Consider the following 17,360-nt stretch of genomic DNA (forward strand, 5'->3'; position numbering starts at 1 on the left):
TGACAGCTTTTTCTTCTCGTTCTTTTTATGCTAATTCGTTTACCGTTTCTACTCCAAAAACAGCAACCCAATCTTCCTGAAAATCAGTTACTGCTTTTTGAATGGCGGGCATTGCCAGGCCTTGTGTCACGAGTTCTGGTGCGATAGTGACCGCTTGCGCCCCCATTTGACAGGCTTGATTAACTTGTGCCACGTTTTTAAAACTAGCAGCTAAGATCTTACTCTTTGCGTTCGTCCGTTTAATTTCTGCAGCTAAATGCTCAATAACCTTTTGAGAATCAATTGTTAAATTCTCCATCCTATTATAATAAGGCGCTAAATAATCTGCACCTGCCGCAATCGCTAGATAACCTTGAAATTCTGTATAAATAGCGGTTGCTGTTATCCGATAATTTGCCTGCTTTAGTTGTTTGATGGCTGCCAAGCCTGCTTCATTGACTGGGATTTTAATGAATGTTTCTTGGCCTAATTGTTGTACAATGGTTTGGGCATCTTCTAGCATCTCTTCTGTCGTTTGACCGACCACTTGGACGTGCAAACTCGCTTGTCCAATCGTTTTTTTTATTTCTTTCATCTGCGCAAAGAAGTCAATTTTTCCTGCTTGCTTAACAATACTAGGATTAGACGTTACGCCTGCCAGTGGTAAAATTTTCTGATACTTTCGAATAGCCTCAAGATTAATTGTATCTAGCATAAATTCCATCTTTTACGTTCCTCCCTTAAACGATAATTATAGAATAGTGATTGTTGTACCAACAGTTATTTCAGGAATAGCTTTTTCTTCAACATATAATGTACCTGGTAATTCAGGTGTTGTTGCGCCATCAAATTTAATAGTAATGTGACCCAATGTGTCTAAATTAGTTAATACTACCTCGCCTACAGCGGTAATCTGGTAAGTTTGTTCATCAATCACTAACGTTTGCTTGTCCGTAATCGCTTCTGTGACTGGCTGAACCTCAATGTTATAACAATAATCTGCTAAAGCATCTGGTGCATCTTTTCCAAATAAGATGACCATTTTTTCTTCTTTAAATAATTCGGCTTCTGGTCCAATAGACTGAACCTTTGTTGTAAATACTGACATTTCCCATCCTCCAAAAAAATTTTTTAACTATACAATCCAAAACTTGCTAACCAAGCAACTAGTACTCGAGGGGCACCATTTAAGAAACGAGAATATAAAACAGAAGGGACCCCGACTTCAACGGTTTCGGCTTCAGCTTCTTCCAAGCCTAAGCCCACGGGAATAAAGTCGCACGCGTTTTGTGTATTAATAGCAAACAATGCTGGTAGAGCTAGTTGTGGCGGAATGTTGCCTTTTCCAATTTCCACACCAATTAACGTACCAATTACTTGGCTGATTACTGCTCCAGGACCTAATAAAGGAGAAAGAAACGGCAGAGAACAAATAAAACCAATAATTGTTAACCCCACAATGTTTCCTGCCAATGGCGCCATGATATTGGCAAAAAATTCACCAATTCCTGAACCTTGAATCACACCAATTAATAAAGAAACAAATGCCATAAACGGAATCACTGTGTTGATCATCGTTTGTACGCCTTCACGGGCTGATTGGTTGAATGTCGCTACAACTTTTCCTGCACCCATACCAATTTTCGCAACAAAACTTTGTTGTTCCGCTTTTTGTTCAGTAATTTTTTTACTTGTATCATATTTAAATTCTGTTTTTTTCGAGGTGGGCTTTTCTGTATCAGCAGCAGCTTCTTCTGATGTCAATGCAATCTGTTTCGGGCCTACAGCGGAAACATAAATTGTCTCATTAATGTATTGTGCTAAGGGACCACTTTTGCCAGTTGGAACAACGTTAATAGTAGGAATTCCTTTTTTAGGATAAATTCCGCAACGAAGAGTGCCTCCACAATCAATAATGGCTAATGCGATTTCATCATCTGGAATCGATGTCTTAAAACCATTGACCGCTTCCATTCCTGTCAATTCTACGATTTTATCAACGATTGCGGGTTTCTCGCCGCCACCTGTAATATAAATAAATTTATGTTTTTCTTCTGTCGGTGTAATCACTAAGGGCCCACCATAACCGCCATTTCCTTTAACTACCTTAATACTATTGTACGTCATCTCACCTTGCTCCTTTCTAATCTACAGCAATCTCTACTGTTTTACTAAGGGTAATTCCTTGTTGTTTGCAAACATAGGCGGTAGTGAAATCGGTAACCCAACCGCCAATAAAATTCATTAATATCCCTACAAACATATAGCGAATCGCTAGGTCCATCGAATTTAGTCCTAACGTATCAATCCCTTGCGCAATCCCTAACCAAACGAACAATTCACCAGGATTAATATGAGGGAAAACTCCATTACTGGTATGACAAAATTGCGCTTGTGCAGCATAATAGCTAGGTTTATAGTATTCTGGTAAAAATCGTGCCATCGTAAAGGACATTGGATTGCCTAACATAAAAGCGGATAAAAAAGGCAACACTAAATATCGCGTAACAGGATTTTTGGCAGAAAGTTTGGCTACTTTGGTTACTCTTTCTTCTCCTAGAAAAGCAATTAAAGTATTCATAGCTACCATTAACATCAAAACAACAGGTACGATGCCTGTCATCCAAGAAATAAATGTTTCTGCTCCTGTTTGGAAAAGGTGCATAAATCCTTCCGCAAATTTTGTAATATAAGACATTACTCGACACTTCCTTTCAATTTTGTTTGTACTTTATTTTTCCATAATTGCCATTGAATTTTGGCTCCATTAAGCGGCGTTAATGGTTGTGTTTCTTGATAATTGCCAAGCTCAACACGTAAGTAAATTTCTCGTGCATTTTCCATCGCTTGTTGGGTTAATTTATTTTCCTTTTGTACGAGTGGATGGTAATGATCCATATAATGAATATCCTCGTTCACGTACTGAGGTAAGGGATGAAATTTAGCTAGAACGGTGACACCTTGCATCTTTCTAGCGGCTAAGATTTTCCCTTGCGAATCCACAGCAAACAAGATAATCGTGCCAGCTTTTAACTTCCCTGCACGTCGACCAATCGCGACTTTTCCTAATTGTCGCAATTCTTGGTAGTTTTGATTAAAGTGTTTAATCTGTTTCATTCCCATAGCTATCTGAACGAAGTAAGCTGTTAAAAAAAGCGCCCCGAATACGTAGATAAAACTCATATGATAATCCCCTTCCTTTGCATCCACTCTTTAACCGCTAAAACATCTCGTTGCTTCCGTAATTCATTACGTAAACGTTCGTCTCCTGCGATTGTAAACAAGCGGTCATATAGTTGTAGTAACTCTGCTTCAACAGTGGCCGTCAGCTCTTCTGGAATACCCAACAGTAAAATAACATCAACTTTACCTTCTGGTGTAACCAGTGATTCTTCAAAAACCCCAATCGATAAAATAATCGTTGATAAGGCTTGGTTAATTGTATGGGGAAAGGCAATCCCCGATTCAAAAATAGTTGTTTGTTGATCTTCTCTAGTAAAAATTCGTTCGATAAATTGGGGATCTACTAATTTTTCTGCTTCTAAATCAGCAATCATTTTCTGGATATTCGCTCGGTAACCTTGAGTATTCTCTAATAATTGATAGGTCATATGAATATTTTGAGATTCCACGGAACGAATTTCTTTTGCTCTCTGCCACTCATTTCTGAGCCAAGTATCGTTAAATAAATTAGTTAAATGGATCATCGGTGTTTGTGGTCGAATATTTTTTAAGGGAATGGTTGTAAAAATAGCAAAATATTGATTCAATTCTCTTCTCTCTGCCTCTTCTTCAGAGAAATGGGCAATCTGGACGTCTGGACCCAAAACTTTTTCCAATTGCCGCTGAATGATCAAGGCCGTTCCATGACCTGTACTGCAGATTACAGCGATTTCTTTTTTTGCTCCCGCTTCATAGTTCCCTCTCAATGCTAGTTCAAAATACAAAGCGAGATACCCAAATTCAACCGTCGGCACACAACGATTCAACAAACGGCCCAATTCTTGCAAGCCAATCTTGGCTAATTCATAGGCCAAAGGATATTGTCGTTCAATTTCTCCATAAAATAAATCGTGACATTCCACATGAAAAACGAGTCGATTCATCACGTTTCTTAAATGATCTTTCATTTCTGAAAACAAGAAGTCCTCATCAAATTCAACAACAACTGAATGATGAATTTTTTTCATCATTTTTTGAAAATAGTCAGCTAAGAGTCCTTCATCAGTCAATAAAGAGTTACGAATATGGTTTGTGTTGATGTTAAAAGGAAAGCTGATAAAGGAACGTTCCCATTGGCTTAACGTTACATTATAGGTTATTTCCAAGTGATACATCAGTTCTTCAATCTGCTCGTTATGACGAACATAATCAACATATTCTGGTGGTAGTTCCGTAATGAGTTTTCCAGCTAAAACACGCTGCAAAACAATTGAAACCACTCTTCGTAAAAGAAAACTATCTTGTTTCGCTAGTCTTGTTTCTTTGATTATTTTTTGTATCATTTGTTTGGTAGTTTCATGAAGAAACTGTTCTTCAAAATATTCTTGGACGTAATTCACATGAAGTAAGCGTAAATCAAACTCTTTTCCTTCTAAATGAATGCCACGGTTTGGCGTGCCTACAACCGCAACCTGCCAAGGAGCAATCAGCTCTTTCATGCGCTTAATGTCTTTATTAACTGTGCCGCGACTAACGGCGAGTTCTTCGGATAAATCATAAGTTGAAATAAATTGATCTTCTTCTATTAATCGTTTGATAATGTAGGAAACACGCTTGCTTGAAGAATTAAAATCAGATTCCCTTTTTAGCCGTCCAGACAAAACCTCTTCAAAACCTTCAAAGTTATTGATTTCTAACTGAAAGAGATTTTCCTTCTGAATAATTTGGGCGATACCGATTAATTCATCATTCAATGTATCAATGTTTTTACGAACTGTTTGAGGACTTGCGGCTAATTTCTCTTGCAATTCCTGTAAGCTCATTCCTTTGTGATCAACTAGTAATTTTATTACTTGGTACCATCTATTTACTAGCGTCATTTAGTTTTCCCACCTCTATCCTCTTGTTTTACCTCCAGCTACGTTTGTGGTGATGCCTGTAATATAGCTTGAACGGTCTGATAAATAATAGCATACTAAGTCAGCGACTTCATGGAGTTTTCCGCTACGACCTAATGGAATCGTACTTGTTTTTGAATAACCTGCTCGCAATTGCTCCACAGAAATGTTTCGTGTATAAGCCAATGCTTCTTCGTATGCTAAAGTGCGCAAGCCAGTTTCTTCCATAATGCCTGGCGCAATCCCCACGACACGGACGTTTGATTTTCCTAACTCTTTAGCCCATGAACGTGTATAACTGCTGACCGCTGCTTTCGTTGCAGCGTAAGCACTTTGCCCTTCGGAGCCTTCTAATCCAGCTTCTGAAGACATATTAATAATGACACCTGCTTGTTTTTGTACAAGAATCCGGCCCACTGCTTGGCTCATTAGGTAGAGCCCTTTTTGATTGATGGCTACAATTTTGTCGAATACCTCATCCGATAATTCATAAGGCCCATGAGGATGATTTTTATCCACCAATAGACGAGGAATATTGATGCCGGCATTGTTTACTAGGCCATCTACGGTTCCAAATTTTTCAACCACTTGAGCGACACCTGCTTCTACTTCTGCTCGAGAAGTTACATCGACTTTCACAAAGAGTAAATGCTCATGTTGCGTTTCTGATGCTGAAATATCAAAATTAGCGACATAGACCTCTTGTGCTAACAAGCTTTCAACAATGCTGCGACCAATACCAGATGAGCCTCCTGTAACAATCACTACTTTTCCTTTAATTCCTAACCAATCTGTCATTTGTTCCACTCCTATCATTTGTTTGCGCTTTCAGTATAGGTCAGTTTGTGAAATTATTTAAGACAGTCTTTTTTTGTAGTTTAGAAAAAAGAGTAGACTAATTCAAAACAAAAAAGCAGTTGCTTCTTCACAATCAATCATCCGTGAAGAAGCAACTGCTTCAAATTTTTATTATCCTTGCACTTTCGCGATTTTTCCTTGTTCGATGTAGACCATCAAAATGCTAATGTCAGCGGGGTTCACACCGCTGATACGGCTTGCTTGGGCAATCGTTTCTGGTTGGATTTTTTGTAGTTTTTGTTTTGCTTCTGTAGCCAAGCCGTTAATCGCTTGGTAATCAATGTTTTCTGGAATGCGTTTTGCTTCCATGCGTTTTAGTTTCTCAACTTTTTCCATGGCTTTTTTAATGTAGCCTTCGTACTTGATTTGAATTTCTACTTGTTCAATCACTTTTGGATCAAGCGCCTCTTCAGGTGCGGGAATAAATTGAGCGACTTCTTGATAACTGATTTCTGGGCGTTTCAGAAAATCTCTAGCTAAAATACCGTCTTTTAAGCCAGCAGCGCCTTTGGTTTCCAAAAATGCTTGCACTTCTTTGGTTGGTTTAATCCGATGTTTGCCTAAGCGGGCAATTTCCGCTTCAACAGCCGCTTTTTTGACTAGATAGGCGGCATATTGTTCTTCTTTGACTAAGCCAATTTCATGACCCATTTCTGTTAAACGTAAGTCCGCATTGTCATGTCGTAAAATCAAACGATACTCCGCACGTGACGTTAATAAGCGATAAGGTTCGTTGGTACCTTTTGTAACTAAATCGTCAATCATGACGCCAATATAGCCATCACTACGTTTTAAAACAAGAGGCTCTTTGCCTTGAATTTTCAATGCAGCATTAATTCCTGCCATCAAGCCTTGACCAGCAGCTTCTTCGTAGCCACTAGTTCCGTTCGTTTGACCTGCTGTATAAAGATTTTCAATGACCTTTGTTTCTAATGTTGGGCGTAATTGGTGAGGGACTACCACATCGTATTCAATGGCGTAACCTGTACGCATCATTTCTACTTTTTCTAATCCTTCAATAGAATGAAGCATTTCTGTTTGGACATCTTCTGGTAAAGAAGTAGATAAGCCTTGGACGTAAACTTCTTCGGTATTCAACCCTTCTGGTTCCAAGAACAATTGGTGTCTTGGTTTGTCTGCAAAACGAACAATTTTGTCCTCGATGGATGGGCAATACCGAGCGCCCACACCTTCCACAATCCCAGTAAACATTGGGGCGCGGTGTAGATTTTTTTGAATAATTTCATGGGTTGTTTCATTCGTATAAGTTAACCAACAAGGTTCTTGGTTTTGATTGTAGGCACTATCTGGCGTGCTGTAACTAAAATGGTTGGGTTCTTTATCGCCTGGTTGTTCCTCTGTCACAGAATAATCAATCGTACTTGATTTTACTCGCGGCGGCGTTCCTGTTTTAAAGCGATCGATTTCTAAACCTAATTCTTTTAAATGATTGGCTAAACCAACGGAAGGTTGTGAATTGTTTGGTCCTGATGAATATTTTAATTCACCAATAATAATTTCGCCACGCAAGGCAGTACCGGCAGTAATCACCACTGCTTGACTACGGTATGCGGCACCTGTTGAAGTTACAACACCACGACAAACGCCATCTTCCACGATTAATTCTTCAACAATCCCTTGACGAAGGGTTAAATTTTCTTCTTTTTCAATGGTATGTTTCATTTCTGTCGCATAGGCATGTTTGTCGGCTTGCGCGCGCAACGCACGCACTGCTGGACCTTTACCAGTATTTAGCATCCGCATTTGGATGTAGGTTTTATCAATGTTTTTACCCATTTCGCCGCCTAATGCATCGATTTCTCGGACAACGACTCCTTTGGCAGGTCCACCAACAGAAGGGTTACATGGCATAAAAGCAACCATATCTAAATTAATCGTTAAAAGTAACGTTTTAACGCCCATTCGTGCGGCTGCTAAGGCTGCTTCAGAGCCAGCATGTCCAGCACCGACGACAATAACATCATATGATTCTGCTTGATATTGATTCATAAAAAATTCCTCTCTTGTCTTATTTTCCTAAACAAAATTGACTAAATAACTGTGTAATTAATTCATCTTGGACACTATCGCCGACGATTTCCCCTAAATAATCCCAACAACGGGTCATATCAATTTGAACTAAATCGACTGGCATACCTGCTTCGATGCCGTTAATCACTTCTTGTAACGAAAGCGCTGCTTGATCCAGCAAAGCAATATGACGTGTATTAGAAATATAGGTAGCATCTTTTTCGCCTGTTTGGCCGCCAAAGAAAAGATCAGCAATTTTCGCTTCTAACTGGTCTAAGCCTGTGTTTGACAACACCGAAACGGATAAAATTTCTTCTGCAGGGACTAATTCTTGTAATTCGTTAGGATCCAGTTTTGTCGGTAAGTCCATTTTATTTAAAAGAATAACGCGTTTTAAGCCTTTCGTTGCTTCCAACAGTTGACGATCTTCCTCTGTCAATTTTTCGCTTTGATTTAAGACTAACAAAATTAAATCCGAATCTGCTAACGCTTTGCGGCTACGTTCGACACCAATTCGTTCCACAATGTCTTCTGTTTCGCGAATCCCCGCTGTATCAATTAATTTTAAAGGAACGCCGCGAACGTTAACGTATTCTTCAATGACATCACGTGTCGTTCCAGCAATATCTGTAACGATAGCTTTTTCTTCTCGTAACAGATGGTTTAACAAACTGGATTTCCCGACATTTGGTCGGCCAATAATTGCTGTACTTAGACCTTCTCGCAAAATTTTTCCTTGTTTAGCGGTCGTTAATAATTGTTGAATCTGTGCTTTCACAAATTCGGCTTTTTCTAAAAGTAATTTCGTGGTTAATTCTTCGACATCATCATACTCTGGATAATCGATATTAACTTCTACTTGTGCTAAAGTATTTAAAATTTCTTGTCTTAATGAACGAATTAACGCCGACAAGTTACCATCCAATTGGTTCAATGCAACATTCATCGCTTTATCCGTTTTAGCACGGATTAAGTCCATCACTGCTTCTGCTTGTGAAAGATCCATTCGGCCATTTAGAAAAGCACGTTTTGTAAATTCCCCAGGTTCAGCCATTCGTGCGCCTTCACGTAACAGTAATTGCAGTAATTGGTTCACCACGACAATGCCGCCATGACAGTTAATTTCTACCACGTCTTCTCGTGTAAATGTTTTCGGTGCCCGCATCACAGAAAGCATGACTTCATCAATCAATTGATCGTTTTGTGGATCAACAATATGACCATAATGAATCGTGTGCGTAGGGACTTTAGCTAAATCTTTAGTGCCTGACCGATAAACTTTGTTTGCAATAGCAACTGCTTGCTCGCCACTTAAACGAACAATACTAATCGCACCTTCACCTGGCGGCGTAGAAATCGCCGCAATTGTATCAAATTCCATTGTAGCTGATTGCATAATTAGCTTCCTTTCTTCATAACAACAAAAAAAGCGCCCACTCCTCCTGCATTAAAAAATTCAGGTTGGATTTAGCACTTTCACTGCTTGTTCCTTCGATTTTCTGAAAATAGAATAGCACATTTTATTCTATTTGGCAATTTTTCTTCATTAAATGGAACGAGAAAACGTATCATTGAGTGGGGAATTCTCAACAATACGTTTTCTCATCTATAGGAATTAAAGGAGAGAGCTAGTTTTTACGTTTGCGTTTGATGATTCCCATGCTCGCAAGGAGTGCGACAAAGGCGCCAAACAAACTTGTTGTCACGGCTGAGGACTCTTTTTCACCTGTACTAGGTAAGTAGCCTGTTTTCCCGTGATTTCCAGTGCCATAACTGATGGTACTTAGTTTCGGATTGTAGCCACTACCATTTGTACCGAGGCCATTGCCTAGTGAACCTAAGCCAGAACCTGTTGTGCCTAAACCAGAACCTCCATTTGGATTTGAACCTGTGTTTGAACCATTCCCATTATTCCCACCAGTTGCGCCATTGTTTCCTGTGTTGCCGCCTGTATTGCCGTTATTTCCGCCAGTGTTACCATTGCCTCCTCCAGGATTCGTTGGGTCGGCTGGTGTCATGAAGGTTATAGCCGTACTGTAATGTCCTGCGCCATCTGTAGCTGTCGCAAGTAAACTTTGTTGAGCAGTCGCTTGTCCCGCTGTTAATTGGATAGCGAAGTTGCCCTCAGCATCGGTGGCACCTACAGCAATCACACTTCTTAATAGTCGGTTACTAATTTGAATGATTCGGTTTGGTTCAGCTGTTCCTTTGATGAGGTAGCCGGCTTTAGACGTTCCTAAAACTGAAGAAACAGTTGGTGCCGCAATTTTAATTTCTGGTTCTCCCGTAATATCGGTTGGCGTCATAAATGTGGTTTTAGGACTCACATTTCCTTGTGTATCTGTGGTTAGTGCGGTTAACGTTTCTTTTTCTGTTGCTAACCCTGCTGCAATATGAACGGAGAAGGTGCCTCCAGTAGTTGTATTGCCACTTGCCAATAATTTTTCACTGCTATTGTAAAATTGAACCGTGACATTTGGATCAGCAGTTCCAGTGACTGTATAGCCATTGGCTTTGTTTCCTTCAACCTTCGTAATAGTTGGCGCCGCTAAAACAACATCCGCTGGAATAACGGCTGTAGCTGGTTGACTTTCATTACCAGCGCTATCTTTGCTAATAATCGTAATCGTTTCTCCTGGTGTCACTATGCCAGCTGGTAGAGTCACCGTATATTGGCCGGTTTCGTTAGCAGTTGTAGCAGCAATGATGGTTCCGTCTGCGTCACGGACATCAATAGTAGTTTTGGGCTCCGCCGTTCCAGTGATTTCGTAACCTTTACTAGAATTTCCGGTAATAGAATCAATGGTTGGTGTGGCTAAGTCGGCTGGTGTAGTTGCTGTAGCTGGCTGACTTTCTTTTCCTGTTGCATTTTTCGCTACGACAGTTATTGTTTCGTTAGCTGAGGCCTTCCCTGGCTCTAAAGTCACTGTGTATTTGCCATCAGTTCCAGTAGTTGCCATGCCAAGGACTGTGCCATCGGCGTCACGCACCTCAACTGTTGTACCAACTTCTGCTGCTCCTACTACTTGATAGCCTTTTGTCGTGCTACCAGTGATTTTGTCAACAGTAGGTGTCGCGACTGGTGCATCTGGATCAGCAGGTGTTTTGAAAGCAGTCGGATTACTTTCTTTCCCAGCAGCATCTTTCGCAATGGCAGTTAAGGCTTCGTTAGCTGTTGCTGTGCCCGTCGGAAGAGTGATTGTAAAGGCGCCAGCACCATCAGTTGTTCCCGTAGCAATAACTAAACCTGCTTCATTGTGAATCTCAATGGTGACATTTGGCTCTGCCGTGCCGGTTACTTGATACCCAGTGGCGGTTGTTCCTGTAACAGTCGTCACAGTTGGTGCTGCTACGGTTGCATCTTCAGGGACCGTCACTTCCGTTGGTTGACTTTCATTGCCGTCACCGTCTTTTCCAACAACTGTTAATGTATCACCAGGATTAGCGGCTCCCGCTGGAAGGTCCACAGTAAAGTTTCCTTGATCATCCGTTGTCGTTGTACCAATAATTGTTCCATCTGGGTTCCGTACTTCAATGGTGGTATTAGGGTCCGCCGTCCCAGTGATTTCATAACCAGTTGTTGAATCTCCAGTAATGTCACCAATTGTTGGTGTGGTAACATCAGCGGGTGTCATAGCTGTAGTTGGTTGACTCTCAAGTCCAGTATCATTTTTAGCAACTACATTCACTGTTTGTTTCGCTGTTGCTTTTCCTGAAGCTAACGTCACAGTATATTGGCCAGTCGGTCCAGTTGTTGCGGTACCTAAAACTGTTCCGTCTGTTGCACGAACTTCAATGGTGGTGCCAAGTTCAGCAGTACCTGTCACTTGATATCCTTGTGTTGTATTCCCAGTAATTTTGTCGACACTTGGCGGTGCCACTACTTCATCTGCTGGTGTTTGGAAGGTTGTCGGTGTACTTGGATTGCCAGCAGGATCTTTGGCTAACGCTGTCAATGTTTCATTCGCATTTGCCGTCCCAGCTGGAAGGTTCACGGCAAAGGAACCAGTCCCATCGGCAGTCCCTGTTGCAATCACATTCCCATCTACATCACGAATTTCGATGGTAGCATTCGGATCAGCGGTACCTGTCACCTGATAGCCAGCAACTGAATTACCTGTGACTCCTGTTACAGTTGGTGCTGTAACCGTAGCATCAGCAGGAACAAGGACTTCAGTCGGTTGACTTTCATTTCCCGCGTTATCCTTTCCAATCACTGTTAACGTATCCCCAGGATTGGTCGTTCCCGTTGGTAGCGTTACAGTAAAATCACCATTCGCATCAGAGGTACCTGTACCAATGACTGCCCCAGCTGGATCACGAACTTCGATTGTTGTGTTAGGGTCTGCTGTTCCTGTAATTTCATAACCCGAACCAGAGTTACCTGTGATGTTATCAACTGTTGGTGCAGTGACATCAGCTGGTGTTGTCGCCGTTGCTGGTTGACTTTCCGTGCCACTAGCGTTTTTCGCTACAACGCTCAGCGTTTGATTTGCTGTTGCTTTTCCTGGAGCTAAAGTCACTGTATATTTTCCATCAGTTCCAGTTGTTGCAGTACCAAGGACCGTGCCAGCTGCATCGCGAACCTCAATGGTGGTGCCAACTTCAGCAGTCCCTTTGACTTCATAGCCTTTTGTTGTACTACCTGTTACAGTCTCAACAATTGGCGTTGCCACGGGCGTATTAGGATCCGCTGGCGTTTGGAACGTTGTTGGTGTACTTTCTGTGCCGCTGGCGTTTTTCGCTACGGCGGTTAATGTTTCATTGGCGCCTGCTTCACCTGCGGGAATGGTAACTGTAAACGCTCCTGTCCCATCAGCGGTACCTGTGCCTATCACGGCACCTCCTGCATTTCGGATCTCAACCGTGGCATTGGCATCAGCAGTTCCTTTAACCTCGTAACCTGCCGTTGAATTACCTGTCACTCCTGTAATTGTTGGTGCGGTTACGGTTGTCTCATCCGCTGGCGTTTGGAACGTTGTTGGCGTACTTTCTGTCCCGCTGGCGTTTTTCGCTACGGCGGTTAATGTTTCATTGGCGCCTGCTTCACCTGCGGGAATGGTAACTGTAAACGCTCCTGTCCCATCGGCGCTCCCTGTGCCTATCACGGCACCTCCTGCATTTCGGATTTCAACCGTGGCATTGGCATCGGCAGTTCCTTTAACTTCGTAACCTGCCGTTGAATTACCTGTCACTCCTGTGATTGTTGGTGCGGTTACGGTTGTCTCATCCGCTGGCGTTTGGAACGTTGTTGGCGTACTTTCTGTCCCGCTGGCGTTTTTCGCTACGGCGGTTAATGTTTCATTGGCGCCTGCTTCACCTGCGGGAATGGTAACTGTAAACGCTCCTGTCCCATCAGCGGTACCTGTGCCTATTACGGTGCCTCCTGCATTTCGGATTTCAACCGTGGCATTGGCATCGGCAGTTCCTTTAACTTCGTAACCTGCTGTTGAATTACCTGTTACTCCTGTGATTGTTGGTGCGGTTACTTCACTAGTAGTGCCTGCAGCAAAATAAATGTTGGATACACCGTCTGCTGTTGCTAATAAATTAACGTCTAAAAGATCTGTTTGAACGACTGTTCCTACAAAACGAGCATCTAAATTATTGGATAAATTTTGAGGTGTTGAAACGGTAGTTGGTAAAGTAACCGTGGTTGTGCCTAGTAAAGAAGCATCCACTAACTCATTTACGCCTGAACCACCAACCGCTAATAAAGGCAAAGCACCTGAAACAGCCACGTTTACCGTGCCTTTGACAGGAAGCAAGGCTGCATTTATAGCTGCGGCGACAAGATTACTTGGGATACTGGTTCCTTTTGCCTCCAAAGCTTGAACTGCCGCATTCAAATCTTGTAAGATGTTTGAAACATTTTGGGCTAAAACTAACCCTAAACCATCACTAATCGGTGCACTAATGTATGATCCGTCAGCTGCTAACGTTTCCGGAGCTGTAAATGAAGCAGCACCTAAGTTTTCAATGTTATTAACTAATTCCAATTGACGATTCACTTCCGTCAAATCAATATCAACACCAGTTAAATTCCCTAACGCCCCACTGGTAATTTGAGTAATGACATTGGTTAAATCATTGGCTGCATTCAAAACGGCAGTCAAAAAAGTAACTTTTGAAAGATCAATCGTGACATTGGTATTGATTGCTGCGCTGCCTGCTGCAGCTACATTTCCTCTTAACTCAGGAGGAACCACTAACACCGCTTGTTTTTGTCCACTAAACACAGCGGAAGCATCTGCTAAAGCGCCACCAGAAACCGTGAAATTAACTGGTTGATTTTGGTTTGCGGCTGTCCAACGATTACTCGTTGAAGTACCACTGTCATTATTTGACGTAACATTTGATAATAGTTCGATATCCAAGACCGCTGCTGATGCACTGATTGTGCCAGAGGTAACAGCTATACTTACAGGAATTGCTAATGACGTAAATAATAAACCACTTGATATTGCTAAATTAAGCATCTTGCGTTTTGTCCATTTTTTATGCTGACTTTTCCGATTAAAATCCTCAACAATTTTCTTTTTCATCTGATCGTCCCTCTTTTCTTTAAAATAAACGATAAATACCAAGATCATTAGCTTCCCCTAGTTGTTCATCTCCCCCTTTAGCGATTTAAATGGATTTAACACCTGCAGTTTAGTACATTTCTTCAGCTTTTCAAAATATAATGCTGTGAATTTTTATATAAAAATTCATTTGATAACAAGCGTCCTAGATATGTTAAAAAACTCACTAATTCATTAGTGAGTTATTATACAATGAGAGGAAAATGAGGAAGTTTATACGTTTCTCCCCAATCATTAAAGATAAATAAATTATTTTATTATAACTTATCGTTTGATAAATCGATAATTAAATAACGGAAAATTTTTTTATTTTTTTGAGAAATTCCACTATTATTTTTTCTGCTTCTTTGACTGTTTTTATCAATTTTATGGCTGTAGGTCATAAAAACTTTACATCAAAAAAATGACTCTAATCTATAACAATTTTTTCTGTTTTTAAGATTTTTTTTATGAATTTTTTTATATTAAAAAAATTTCATAAAAAAAGGCGACAGCCGTTTTTGAACGGATGCCGCCTTTTAGACAAACAAAAACCTGATTCTAAAAGAATCAGGTTTAGGAAAAGCAAATCAAGATTCGCTTCAACTGTTTATCATCGTATTTGTATACTCTGATAAGAATGATTTCGTAATAAAATATACTGTGTTTCGTGGTATTTGTCAATCGCTTTCTTGAATTCTCTTGAGACCTTTCCATAAGCATATAAGGTCAAAATAACTGACCAAATCAGCGTTGTAACTATCTTTTTAATTAAGGCGTCAGCCAATTTAATTTCATTAGTTTATCTAAAAACACCACCAAAATTAAAGCATCTGCACTGCCACCAATACTCCAATTTTTTTCTTTGAATAAGTGATTCAATCTTTCTAAGCAAAGGGTTCCCCGTAACGTTTGTGTCCCCCCTAAAGCAAAATATTCCTGGATTAACGGTTGATATACTTCAAAAATTCGGACATTCTGACTTCGTTTAATCAAATTCGTATCCTCAACATAGAGCGATAAATAAAGGAGCGTATCAATGAGTTTTTGTTGTTGTGTGCCTTGATGTTTTTGATAATAAGGCACTCCCTGTTTAAAGACAGCGGGATACCCTTGTTGCGCCTCTCCACGGATTCCAGTCAAGCCATACTGAACAAATAATCGTTCACCCCAAGTTAGTTTTTCTAGCTCATTCGTAGCGAGGTTTTCAAAGTCGGCCAGTAAGTCTTGCGTCATTGTTTGAAGCGTTTGTTGAAACAATTGTAAGGTGCAAGGGGTCTCCCAAATCATTAGACGACCACAGATAGCTAAAAAAATACCTAGAGAAAAAATCGCTCCTTTATGTGTGTTGATCCCTTCTGTTGCCTCAAACATCGCTCGTTCTGCTTCTAAACCAACTTGTCGAATCGCGCGAAATGTTGCCTCAATCGGCAAATGACGTAGCTCTGTCCCAGCTTGAACGAAGGTTTCAAAATAAGGAGTCAAAACCACACTACTTTCTAAAAAAGTGAAAACATCCATATCTTGATGGGCGCCTGCATCGACTGGATCCACCAAGCCTGGTTTATTTAAACAGGTCACTTCATAGAGTAGTGCCAATTGTGCTTGCTGCGCTAATTTACTCCTTGCTTGCTTTGTCATTGCCTTTTACGTCCCTTCTTCTGCCATGGTCTTTTCTTGTTTTATATAGTCTAGTACAGCATTAAAAACCGTGTCAACTACGCCGCCATCAAATACATTAGGTATGAATTTTTCTGCTGTGGGTTCTGAAATCATAGCGGCCAAGCTTCGTGCTACTGTCATTTGCAAACCGACATCAACTTTTCTGCCTTTCGCTGCCAATAACCCTTTAAAAAGACCTGGAAAAGCTAAAATGTTGTTCACCTGATTCGGATATTTGGAAGAACCAGTTGCTAATAAACGGACGCCATTAGCTTGGGCGAGGGCTGGTTCAATTTCTGGTTTAGGATTTGCTAAAGCAAAGATAATTGGGTCTTGGTTCATTGATTTAATCAGAGCTGGCGTTAGCACATCCGCTTCTGATAAGCCTAAAAAAACATCCTGATTGACGACAGCGGTGGCTAAATCTTTGTTTTCTACTGATGGTTTTATTACCTGTCGAAGCAAAGCACGTTGGTAAGGATTCAATGTCGGGTCTTCTTCTCTTAAAACACCTTGGCGATCTACTAAGGTGAGATGCGTAATCCCCGCTTGAATACATAACTTAGCGGTCGCTACACCAGAAGCACCAACTCCGTTAATCACCACACGTAATTCATTTAAAGGTTTTCCTTTAATTTTAGCTGCGTTGATTAGTCCAGCTAAAACGACAATGGCTGTGCCTTCTTGGTCATCATGATACACAGGAATGTTCAAACGTTGTTGAAGTTTTTCTTCAATTTCAAAACATTTTGGTGCAGAAATATCTTCTAGATGGATTCCTGCAAAACTATTTTGTAAATTTTCAATTGTTTGAACCATCTCGTCCACTGATTTTTGTTCCAGTGCTAAAGGAATAGCATCGACCCCCGCCAAATTTTTATAAAGTAAAGCTTTGCCTTCAACAATTGGCAAGCCCGCTTGCGTGCCCATATTGCCGAGACCCAGAACAGCTGACCCATCTGTAATAACTGCAATTAACTTACCACTAATGGTCCACTCGCGCGCTAATTCATGATTTTGGGCAATCATTAAACTCAATTCTGCGACACCAGGTGTATACATTTTGGCTAAATCATGATGGTTTAATACCGCTTCTGTTGCTTCAAGACTTAGCACACCAATATTTTTTTGATGAATTGCTAGAACTTCTTCTAACACATTGTCACTTCCTTTCACGGGCTGCCTTTTTTCTATTTGATGAAGCAAG

At 40.8% G+C, this 17,360-nt stretch carries 12 protein-coding genes; all 12 read right to left on the minus strand.

Features of this window, described 5'->3' with window-relative positions; all coding sequences use genetic code 11:
- Positions 1-25 precede the first annotated feature (25 nt).
- Positions 26-703, minus strand: a complete 678-nt coding sequence (locus IGM13_RS13390) for a fructose-6-phosphate aldolase (RefSeq protein ID WP_002408131.1) — start codon at positions 701-703, stop codon at positions 26-28.
- A gap of 27 nt (positions 704-730) precedes the next feature.
- Complete coding sequence (locus IGM13_RS13395; RefSeq protein WP_002355981.1) at positions 731-1,087, minus strand: PTS glucitol/sorbitol transporter subunit IIA; 357 nt, start codon at positions 1,085-1,087, stop codon at positions 731-733.
- A gap of 23 nt (positions 1,088-1,110) precedes the next feature.
- Positions 1,111-2,106, minus strand: coding sequence for a PTS glucitol/sorbitol transporter subunit IIB (gene srlE / locus IGM13_RS13400; RefSeq protein WP_002419197.1), 996 nt, complete (start codon positions 2,104-2,106; stop codon positions 1,111-1,113).
- Positions 2,107-2,122: 16 nt separating this feature from the next.
- A complete protein-coding gene (srlA, locus tag IGM13_RS13405; protein ID WP_002355983.1) occupies positions 2,123-2,677 on the minus strand; it encodes a PTS glucitol/sorbitol transporter subunit IIC in 555 nt (184 codons plus the stop codon).
- Positions 2,677-3,162: a transcriptional regulator GutM gene (locus IGM13_RS13410; protein WP_002355985.1), complete on the minus strand. Its 486-nt coding sequence runs from the start codon at positions 3,160-3,162 to the stop codon at positions 2,677-2,679. Before IGM13_RS13410 ends, srlA begins: the two co-directional genes overlap by 1 nt.
- A complete protein-coding gene (locus IGM13_RS13415; RefSeq protein WP_002383537.1) occupies positions 3,159-5,021 on the minus strand; it encodes a BglG family transcription antiterminator in 1,863 nt (620 codons plus the stop codon). The genes IGM13_RS13410 and IGM13_RS13415 overlap by 4 nt, the downstream gene beginning before the upstream one ends.
- A gap of 15 nt (positions 5,022-5,036) precedes the next feature.
- Complete coding sequence (locus IGM13_RS13420) at positions 5,037-5,837, minus strand: SDR family oxidoreductase (RefSeq protein WP_002355987.1); 801 nt, start codon at positions 5,835-5,837, stop codon at positions 5,037-5,039.
- Positions 5,838-6,008: 171 nt separating this feature from the next.
- A complete protein-coding gene (mnmG, locus tag IGM13_RS13425; RefSeq protein WP_002355988.1) occupies positions 6,009-7,907 on the minus strand; it encodes a tRNA uridine-5-carboxymethylaminomethyl(34) synthesis enzyme MnmG in 1,899 nt (632 codons plus the stop codon).
- 19 nt (positions 7,908-7,926) lie between these two features.
- Positions 7,927-9,324, minus strand: coding sequence for a tRNA uridine-5-carboxymethylaminomethyl(34) synthesis GTPase MnmE (gene mnmE / locus IGM13_RS13430; RefSeq protein WP_002367535.1), 1,398 nt, complete (start codon positions 9,322-9,324; stop codon positions 7,927-7,929).
- Between the two features lie 232 nt (positions 9,325-9,556).
- Positions 9,557-14,521 (minus strand): Ig-like domain-containing protein, encoded by a 4,965-nt coding sequence (locus tag IGM13_RS13435; RefSeq protein ID WP_430598720.1) that lies wholly within the window; start codon positions 14,519-14,521, stop codon positions 9,557-9,559.
- 741 nt (positions 14,522-15,262) lie between these two features.
- On the minus strand, positions 15,263-16,132 hold the full coding sequence (citG, locus tag IGM13_RS13440) for a triphosphoribosyl-dephospho-CoA synthase CitG (RefSeq protein ID WP_002419347.1): 870 nt from the start codon (positions 16,130-16,132) through the stop codon (positions 15,263-15,265).
- A 6-nt stretch (positions 16,133-16,138) separates the two neighbouring features.
- Positions 16,139-17,311 (minus strand): NAD(P)-dependent malic enzyme, encoded by a 1,173-nt coding sequence (locus IGM13_RS13445; protein WP_010714967.1) that lies wholly within the window; start codon positions 17,309-17,311, stop codon positions 16,139-16,141.
- Between the last annotated feature and the right edge of the window lie 49 nt (positions 17,312-17,360).

Origin of the sequence: Enterococcus sp. DIV0561, from assembly GCF_050539875.1 — a bacterium.
Taxonomy (GTDB): Bacteria; Bacillota; Bacilli; order Lactobacillales; family Enterococcaceae; genus Enterococcus; species Enterococcus faecalis.